This is a genomic window from Streptomyces sp. NPDC008139, from assembly GCF_042957025.1.
Taxonomy (GTDB): Bacteria; Actinomycetota; Actinomycetes; order Streptomycetales; family Streptomycetaceae; genus Actinacidiphila.
Genome location: NZ_JBIBHM010000005.1, coordinates 505,931 through 515,281 on the forward strand (window position 1 = coordinate 505,931; position 9,351 = coordinate 515,281).

The 9,351-nt window shown below is 66.0% G+C and carries 4 protein-coding genes; 3 read left to right on the forward strand and 1 reads right to left on the reverse strand.

Annotated elements, in window-relative coordinates; genetic code table 11:
* Positions 1–52 precede the first annotated feature (52 nt).
* The gene (locus ACFZBB_RS13570; RefSeq protein ID WP_391121041.1) at positions 53–289 is read left to right on the forward strand and encodes a hypothetical protein; all 237 of its coding nucleotides are present in this window, start codon (positions 53–55) and stop codon (positions 287–289) included.
* Between the two features lie 80 nt (positions 290–369).
* Here the strand turns inward: ACFZBB_RS13570 and ACFZBB_RS13575 are convergent, their stop codons facing one another.
* Positions 370–2,256, reverse strand: a complete 1,887-nt coding sequence (locus tag ACFZBB_RS13575; protein ID WP_391121044.1) for a ricin-type beta-trefoil lectin domain protein — start codon at positions 2,254–2,256, stop codon at positions 370–372.
* Here ACFZBB_RS13575 and ACFZBB_RS13580 point away from each other — a divergent pair.
* Both ACFZBB_RS13580 and ACFZBB_RS13585 read left to right on the forward strand, forming a co-directional pair.
* Positions 2,230–8,784, forward strand: a complete 6,555-nt coding sequence (locus ACFZBB_RS13580; RefSeq protein WP_391121047.1) for a polymorphic toxin-type HINT domain-containing protein — start codon at positions 2,230–2,232, stop codon at positions 8,782–8,784. The two genes, ACFZBB_RS13575 and ACFZBB_RS13580, sit on opposite strands and share 27 nt — an antisense overlap.
* A gap of 15 nt (positions 8,785–8,799) precedes the next feature.
* Complete coding sequence (locus tag ACFZBB_RS13585) at positions 8,800–9,165, forward strand: hypothetical protein (protein ID WP_391121050.1); 366 nt, start codon at positions 8,800–8,802, stop codon at positions 9,163–9,165.
* Positions 9,166–9,351: the final 186 nt, after the last annotated feature.

Below are 9,351 nucleotides of genomic sequence, written 5' to 3' on the forward strand. Positions count from 1 at the left end.
CCGTGTAAGTCTGGTCGAGGCCCCATCCCCACAGACTCCAGGAGGAGTGATCATGGGCGCTTTCGACCAGTTCAAGGACAAGGCCAGCGAGTTCGCCGACAAGGCAAAGGGCGCGGCCGGCGACCAGCGCGACAAGGCGGCCGAGTCCGCGGACGACGCGCGCGACAACATGCAGCGCGGCACCCAGCACGACCAGGGGCAGCGGGACCGCCGCTCCGACGTCGAGGACCCGTCGCAGGACCGCCTCGGCTCCGAGTCGAGCGACGCGGACCAGGACGACTGGGCCTGACGTCACGCGAACACCGTGACAAAGAAGGGGCACCCCCTCGGGGGTGCCCCTTCTCCCTTGTGCCCGCGGCCGGGCTCGCGTCACGAGATGGCGTCGATCACGCTGGTCCAGCCTCCGCCACTGGCATCGACCGGCGCGGCGAAACTGCGCGGTGCCGTGGGATAACCGGCACCGGCGTAGAAGTGGAGGTGATCGTCGGAGGTCCAGGTCGCCCAGAGATCGGGGCGGCCGTCACCATCCGTGTCGCCGACGGCCGCCATCCCCGGCGTGCTTCCGTTGAATCCGGAGCCGATGGTCGTGCGGTTGCCGCCCCGTCCGAGCGGTGCCCCCGGACCTTGCGGATCAGCGGCATCGTTCAGGTATTGAGTCAGCACCCCGGTGCTGACATTGCGGGTCCACAGATCCCCCAGTCCGTCCCCGTCGACATCGCCGGGAGCGAGCAGTTGCAGGCTGCCCCAGCCCGTCGTGCCGACCACGGTGGGCGCGGCGAGTTGGCCGTTGGCCGTGCCGGGGAAGAGGTAGAGGGCGCCGTTCTCGACGGCGAGTACGTCGGGATAGGCGTCGAGGTTCACATCCCCGGCCGAGATCACCGCCGTGGTCTGGGACCAGTCGGCGCTCGGCGATCCCGAGGGACGGTTGAGCGGACGGCGGGCGCCGAAGTTGCCCGATCCGTCACCGGGATACACCCACAGATGGGTGCTGTCGCCGGGTAGATGAGCGATCAGATCCTCATAGCCGTCACCGGTCCAGTCCCCGCGGTGACTGATGTCCGACCCCGCCCAACCACCGCCGACAGTAGGCCCGTTGCTCGGCCTGTTGGTGCTGGTGCCCGGGTAGAAACGCAGGTGGCCCGTGTTGTCGATCGCGAGGAGGTCAGGAATGCCGTCCCCGTTCAGGTCTCCTCCCGTGTCGGTCGTGGCGGGCTTGGTCAGGTAACCGAGCCCGACGGAGCCGGCGAACTGCGCCGATGTCGCGGTCGGCGCGGCTCCGGGGTATTCGACGATGCGACCGCGGTTGGTGATGACGTAGAGGTCCGGGTTGCCGTCGGGGTTGCCGGAGGGCCCGGTGCTGCTCACGCCGTTCACATCACCGGGGGAGAGGATCGTCGGGTAGACGCCCTTGACGAAATTGAGCGGAAGCAGCGCTTCGGGCGCCTGGAGCGTACCGGCGGTGGCGGCCGCCCAGTTCTGGTGCGCGGCGCCGCTTGTGCAGTCCCACAGCACGAGTTGGGTTCCGGCTGTCCTGTCGGCGCTCGGATCGGTGAGGCACCTGCCGGAACCGACGTTCTTCAGGGTGCCGCCAGGACCGGGAGTCCACTGCTGGGCCGCAGTCTGATTGCACGGAAAGAGCTGTATGGGCGTCCCGTTGGCGGTGCCCGAGGACGTGGCGTCGAGGCAATTGCCCAGGGCTCGCACGCTCTTGTCGGTTCCGAGGGTCCATCGCTGCGCATTGGTGCTGTTGCACGCGAACGTCTGGATGGCGGTGCCCCGGGACGTGTTGGAGCTGGAGATGTCGGCGCAGAGCGCGCTGCCATCCGTGGCGGTCACGCCGGAGACCAGGGCCTGGTCCGCGGGAGGTGTGAGCACGGTGGTGGGCAGTCCGTCGCCGCCGAAACTCAGCGGGTAGCTGTGCAGGACACCGGTGTCGTCGTCGCGCGCCCACAAGGTGGGGGCGTCGCCGGCGGTGCCGGGGGCGACCAGGGTCATGTGCGACCAGTCGCCGGTTCCGAGCCGCACCGCGTTCCCCAAGTGGTAGTCGCCCGAACGGTTTCCGGGGTAGTACCAGAGGCCGCTGTCCTTCACCACGGTGATGAGACTCGGCGGGTCATTGGGGCCGCCGGCACCGCCGGGCGCGAGAATCTGGCTCACCGAGTTCCACGACTGCTCGTAACCGGTGCAATTGGGTACGGCCAGGTCGCGGCGTCCGGCGGCGGGGGCGCCATGACCTCGTACGTGCGCGCCGGTCATCTGACGAAGATCTCCTACGGCTACCAGCTCGACGACGCACGGGCCGACCACGACTCCGCCGCACGCATCCTCTTCACCACGGCGCAGCGCTGCATCACGTCCGACACCGTCTGCCAGGCGTCGAACCTCTCTGACGCAACGGCCACCAACTGGCCCGATGTGCCCTACGACATCCATTGCGAGTCCGGTGACCACACCTCCGGTGACGGGACGGGTGTCTGTCACACCGGAGCGCCGACCTTCTGGTCGACCTACCGGCTGAAGACCATCACCACCCAGGTGAAGGTCGGCAGTTCCTACAAGGACGTCGACGCGTACGACCTCGCCCAGCAGTTCCCCAACGGCGGCGGAGTCATCGATCCGGTGACCGGTAAGACCGAACACCCGGACGAAACGGGTCAGTTGCAAGCCGTCATGTGGCTCGCGTCCATTCGACACACGGGCCTCGACACATCCGCCGGCGGATCGGGTCCACTCACCTTGGACCCGGTGACGTTCAAAGGCATCGAGATCGACAATCGCGTCGACGGACTCACTCCCGGTGCTCCGGCGCTGTTCCGTCCCCGGATCTCCAGCATCCAGACCGAGACGGGCGAATCCATCGCGGTGACCTACGCGAGCCCGCAGTGCTCCCGCGTCAACCACACGATGCCAACGTCCGCGGACAGCAACACCATGGCCTGCTTCCCGGTCTACTGGAATCCGGCGGGCACCGTCGATCCCGTCTCGGACTGGTTCACCAAGTCCCTGGTCATCCAGATCGACGACAACGACGCGACCAAGGCCGGGTCACCGGCGAAGACCACTCAATACACGTACACCAAAGCGGCTTGGCACCGTGACGACTCCGACCTGACCGACGACAGGTACCGCACCTGGAACGACTTCCGCGGCTTCCAGACCGTCACCACGACCTCGGGCGCGACACCGAACCCCATCACCAAGACGGTCTCCACCTACCTCCAGGGCATGGACGGCGATTACAAGGCCGACGGAACCACAAGGCAGGTGACCCTCAACGGGGTCACCGACAGCAACTGGCTGACCGGGACTCCGTTGGAGACCGACACCTACAACGGCACCGGCGCCGCACAGCCGCTCGCGAAGACGATCACCGACGCTCCCGAAACAGTGAGTACGGCGAGTCGGTCGCGTACGGCATGGACGTCCAAGGACCCGGCACCGGCGAACCTGTCGACGCTGCCCGACCTCACCGCCCGCCGCGTCAAGACGACGACCGGCCGTTCCCTCGCGCTGCTGGCGAACGGCGACTGGCGCACGACGAAGGCCGTCACGGACTACGACGAGTACGGCCGGGTCACCAGGGTCGACGACAAGGGCGACATCTCGGTCCCCGCCCAGGAGAACTGCACCACCACCAGCTACGCCCCGGCGCCTTCCGGCAACCCGATGATGCTCAGCTACCCGAGCGAGATCATCGCCGTGGCGGGACCGTGCGGGACGGCTGAGAGCGCTACGAAGACCCTGACGCACAAGCGCGTCTTCTACGACGGCGACGGCAGCATCACCAACCCGGGCACCTTCGGCAAGCTCGGCCAGGGCTGGCCTTCGGACGGCAGTTCTCCGCAGGTGCACTCGCTCGGCAACATGACCGCGGTTCAGACGATCACTTCGTACGACGGTTCCGGGAACCCGTCCTTCGTCCTCACCGGTGCCCTCACCTACGACCGTTACGGCCGCATCACCAAGTCCCTGGACGGAGCCGGGGAGCCGACTCGCACCACGTACGACCCGGCCACCGGTGTTCTGCCCACCACCATCAGCACGGTGAACCCGTCCAATTGGGAGTCGAAGACCACCATCGACCCGTTGCGCGGCGCGGTCACCAAGTCCGAGGACGCCAACGGCCGCTTCACCGATTCCGACTTCGACGCGCTCGGTCGTCGCATCGCGGCCTGGCTGCCCGGACGGAAGAAGTCCGACTTCCCCGACAGCCCGGACCGAAAGTTCACGTACGCGGTCAATGGCGCCGGCGCTCAGCCGAACCCGTCCACCGTCACGACGCAGACGCTCCGCGAGGACGGTTCCTACAGCACGTCGGTCTCGATCTACGACGGGATGCTCCAGCTTCGGCAGCAGCAGGCGACCACCGCGGACAACTCGGCCGGTCGGGTGATCACCTCCACGTCGTACGACAGCCATGGCTGGCCCGTCTCCACCATCGGCAGCTACTACGACCCGGACCATGCCCCGGGTACGACCATGTGGTCGGAGCTCGAGACCACCGTGCCGTCGCAGTCCAAGACGGTCTACGACGGAGTCGGCCGAGCGGTGGAAAGCCAACTGTGGTCCAAGGGAACGCAGTTGTGGAAGTCGACCACCAGCTATCCCGGAGCCGACGAGACCGACACCGTGCCGCCGACCGGCGGCCAGGCGACGGCGACCTTCACCAACGCTCTCGGCCAGACCACTTCGACGCAGGTCAAGGACACCACGCGCGACCGCAAGCTGACGGCTGGCACGGTCATCCTCTCCGGCACCGCGGTGGCGTCCAACAGCGTTCGGCTGGCGATGCAGGCCGACGGCAATCTGGTGCTGGCGGCGATCTCCACCGGAGCCACCCTCTGGTCCTCCGGCACATCCGGCAACGCGGGCGCGGTGGCAACAGTCCACACCGACGGAAACCTGGTCGTCACCAGCGCGACCGGTGCCGTCCTGTGGACGTCCAACGCGGCGGTCGCCGGCTCCACCGGCGCTTACCTGATGGTCGGCGACGACGCCAGCGTGAAGATGTACAACTCGGCTGGCACCACGACGCTCTGGAACTCGGGCACGACCGGCAAGGCCACCGCCGCGAACGCGACGACCAGCTACACGTACACACCCTCCGGCAAGACCTCCACGATCGCCGACGCGGTGGGCAACATCTGGAGCTACCAGTACAACGTGCAAGGCCAGTTGCTCTCGCAGAAGGATCCGGACACCGGTACCAGTTCGTACGCCTACGACACGTACGGACATCTCGTCCAGACCACCGACCCCCGCGGCCAGGTGCTCTCGTACACCTACGACAAGCTCGGCAGGAAGACCGCTGAATACGCCGAGCCCACGAAGGCCGTTCACGACCCGACCACCGAACTGGCCTCCTGGGACTTCGACATCCTGAACGACGGCACCAAGGTGAGCGGTCTCCCGGTCTCCTCCACCCGGTATGCGGGGGGCGCGGGCGGCAGCAAGTACGTCTCTCGCGTTGACGGTTACAACACGGCCTATCAGCCGACCAGCACCACCACGATCATTCCCTCGGTGGAGGGCAAGCTCGCCGGCACTTACACCTCAAGCGCCGAGTACACCCCGAACGTCGGGCGGCTGACCGCCAACTCCTACGGTACGGAGGGCGGCCTCCCGGCCGAGAGAATCGGCTACGGCTACAACCTGCAAGGCCTTCTCACCCAGACGGGGTCCGCTACCACTTCTCTCCTGGACGTGGCCTGGTACAGCCCGTTCGGACAAGTCCTGCAGTCCACCTACGGTGACTACGGCAAGCAGGTGCGTACCGCCCAGACGTATGACGCCGCCACACAGCGCCTGGCGACGAACACGGTCAGCATCCAGGCCAACTCCTTCCTGCCGATCGACTCCACGACCTACGGATACGACCAGGCCGGAAACCTCAACACCGTCTCCGACGTCCAGTCCACGGGCACGACCGTCACCGGAACGGACACCCAGTGCTTCAGCTACGACGGCATGAGCCGCGTCGCTGAGGCGTGGACCGACGCCAAGGGCATCACCACTCCGGCTGTCGCGGGCACTGGACAACTCGCCGCGTGCAAGACGGCGGCGCCGAGCCCGTCCACCATCGGCGGTCCGGCTCCGTACTGGCAGTCCTACACGTACAACGTGCTCGGCGACCGGACGCGGCAGACCTCGCACGACGTGGGCGGCAACGCGCTGAAGAACACGACGCAGACCATCGGCTACCCGAGCACCGCGGCTCCCGCGGTGCTGCCCAACCAGGCCACCGGCGTCACCACCAGCAACCCCACCACGGGTACGGCGACCTCCGCTCTCAACTACACCGATACCTCGCGAAATCCCGCCGGTGTGAACGCGGGCAGTGTCACCAGCCGCAGTACATCCACCACCGGACCGATCATCTCCAGCGTCAAGACCGCCAGTGGCGGCGCACTGTGCCTCACCGATGCCTCGGCGCTGACCGCGGACGGCACGTCCCAGAACCTCTCGAACTGCGGTGGCGTCGGGCAGGACTACACCATCGGGACCGACGGCACGATCAGAGTCGTCGGCAAGTGCATGGACACCGCGAATCCTCCGGCCGCCGGCTCGGTCGTGGTGATCAGGACCTGCTCCTCGACCGCGCCCACGCAGCAATGGAAGCTGACGGCCTCCGGAAATCTGATCAACGTCAGCTCGGGTCTGTGCCTGACCGACACCGATGGCAACCAGACCCCCGGCACCAAGCAGACTCTGCACTCCTGCGGGCTCGCCGGACAGACGTATACGACGGCTGCCACCGGCACCGGCCTCGCAGCGGGCCAGGGCCAGAGCTTCACTTACGACGCGGAGGGCCGGACCGCCAGCGTCACCACGGGTGACGGCACCAGTCCCAAGGCCACGGGCTATCTGTACGACGCCGACGGCGGCTTGCTCATCCAGCGTAGTCCGACCGGCACCATCCTTTATCTTTTCGGCGGCGCCGAACAACTCACCCTCAATGCCTCCGGCACCACCGTCACGGGACTGCGCTACTACTCCAACCCCGACGGCACGGCGATCACCCGCTCCTCCACCGGCACCCTGACCTACCAGCCGACCAACCCACAGCACACCGCCCAGCTCCAGATCGACGCCAATTCCCTCGCCATCACCCGCCGCTCCTACGATCCCTACGGCAAACCCCGCGGCACCGTCCCCACCTCCTGGGCCGACAACCACGGCTACCTCGGCCAACCCGCCGACCCCACCACCGGCCTCGACCTCCTCGGCGCCCGCAACTACGACCCCGTCCTCGGCCGCTTCCTCACCGTCGACCCCGTCTTCGAAGCGGGCGACCCCAACCAAATGGGCGGCTACGCCTACGCGGGAGACGACCCGGTCAACGGGAGTGACCCGAGCGGGCTGATGCTCGCAGACGTGGGTGGTGGCGGCGTATGTACGCATTGCGAGGACGGCTACACCTCAGGCACTAGCTCCGACGCAGCGGTGGGAGCGTTGGACTCGATCGTCACCTCCGTGACCGGGCCGCTCGACATGCATCTGCCGAAGCAACTGCACGTCGGCAATAATCCCTTCGCTCACGTATTTGGGATTAACCCCCACACGAACATCAACTACCAGGTGGGTGAGTACGGCACCGACATCGCGTCACTGTTTATCGATGGTTTTGGTGCCGCCAAGGGGGCGATGGCGGGGTATAAGGCGTTCACCAAGGTTCGAGAAACGTGGCGCGCGGCGGACAGGGCCGAAGAGGCAGCGAAGGCGATCGAAGACGCTGAGAACGGGGCGGCCCGGCTTCTGGTCGATGACACGCCGGCGGAAATTCCACCGCCGGGTAACCCCAGCGCTGCCGCGCCCGCTGAGGCTGCTACGCCCAGTAGCCCCAAGAGTGCCACGGCGAAGAAGCCGGTGGCGGCCAAGGCGGCCCCGGAAGAGGTGCCGAGCGGAAGCAGTTCGAGCGGTGGCAGGTGCAGCTTCAGCCCTGACACCCCCGTCCTCTTGGGCGACGGAAAGACCAAGCCCATCGGCGATGTCACCGTCGGAGACAAGGTCGAGTCGGCGGACCCCAAGACAGGCAAGCACGCGGGTTCTCATGATGTGACCGCGACCTGGGTCAACTACGACACCGACCTCGTCGATGTCACGATCCAGGGCACGGACGGCAAACCCGCCACCCTGCACACCACCTCCAAACACCCCTTCTGGGACGACACGACCCACAAGTGGGCTCCGGCCGGCAAGCTCACCCCCGGCCATGCTCTCAACACCGACAAGAACCTCCACACCACGGTCCTCAACGTCCACGCCACCCCCGGCGCAGCCAACCGCTACAACCTGACGGTCGCGGAACTGCACACGTACTATGTGCTGGCCGGGTCCACACCGATCTTGGTTCATAACACCAATACGGGCTGCCCGACTTCCTATGCGTTGTCGCTGAAGACCGGGGCTCCCAAGGGCAGTGGTGCGAATCAGGCGTACCAGATCAGGCAGGTTGGTTCGACCGAATACCATGCCACGGGTGGTGGCACGCAGGTTTGGGCCGATGGCCTTGATATGAACACTTCTGAACTCTTGGATGCCAAGTATGTTGGCAATCCGGGTCGGAGTCCGTTCGTGCCGGGCGGGAAGGTGCCTGGATTCATCCAGGCGAAGATTGATGCCAAGATGGGCGATGAATTCTCTCGGTATGCAGCGGTGATCAACGATCCCGGTAATCCGTTGACGCGGTTGCGTGTCATCACCAACATGCCAGGAGCCGTACCATACTTCCAGGGCCTGATGCAGCAGTACGGTGTGCCTGGCTCTGTCGTCTTGAGCCCATAGAAAAGGAGCAGGTCAGTGACGTATCTCGCCGTCTTTGAGGACCAGAGCCGCGGGGTTCGGCGCTCGGATCTGATCGCGGCCTTGGAGCGCGACTGGCCGACCGCTGTGATCAGTGAACGCCAAGGATCGCAGGAGTCCAGGGATGTGGTTTGGACCTACGTGGAGGATAGCCAAGAGCTTGAGGGCTACTCCCATGAGGACGGAACCTGTATTTACCTCGACTCGCCCCTTGGTCTGGCCGCTCGGTTTGCGCTCTGGTTCCGGGGCTTGGTGCCGGAGGATATTGACTTGGTTTTCTGCGATGACGGGTACAACTTCGGCGGAAGCATTGAAGAGGGCATGAGTGTTGATGACGTGAGTGCCATTGCCACTGATTTCTAATATCTCTCCTCTGGGGCGTATTGGGAACATCGAGTCGCGTTTCTCTTCGAACGCGGAGGCCCCACCGGATTGCTTTCCGGTGGGGCCTCCGCAGTGAGCTCTTTCCAACCTGCTCCTGTGCTTGGCCAGTTGGGCTGACAACGCGGTGAAGCCCCTGGTAGATGGGTTTTCGACCAAGAGAACCGT

What these genes read in the sequence shown, in the direction of transcription:
- ACFZBB_RS13570 (WP_391121041.1), top strand. Translation starts at nt 53, where the DNA reads ATGGGCGCTTTCGACCAGTTCAAGGACAAGGCCAGCGAGTTCGCCGAC.
- ACFZBB_RS13580 (WP_391121047.1), top strand. Translation starts at nt 2,230, where the DNA reads ATGACCTCGTACGTGCGCGCCGGTCATCTGACGAAGATCTCCTACGGC.
- ACFZBB_RS13575 (WP_391121044.1), bottom strand. Translation starts at nt 2,256, where the DNA reads ATGACCGGCGCGCACGTACGAGGTCATGGCGCCCCCGCCGCCGGACGC.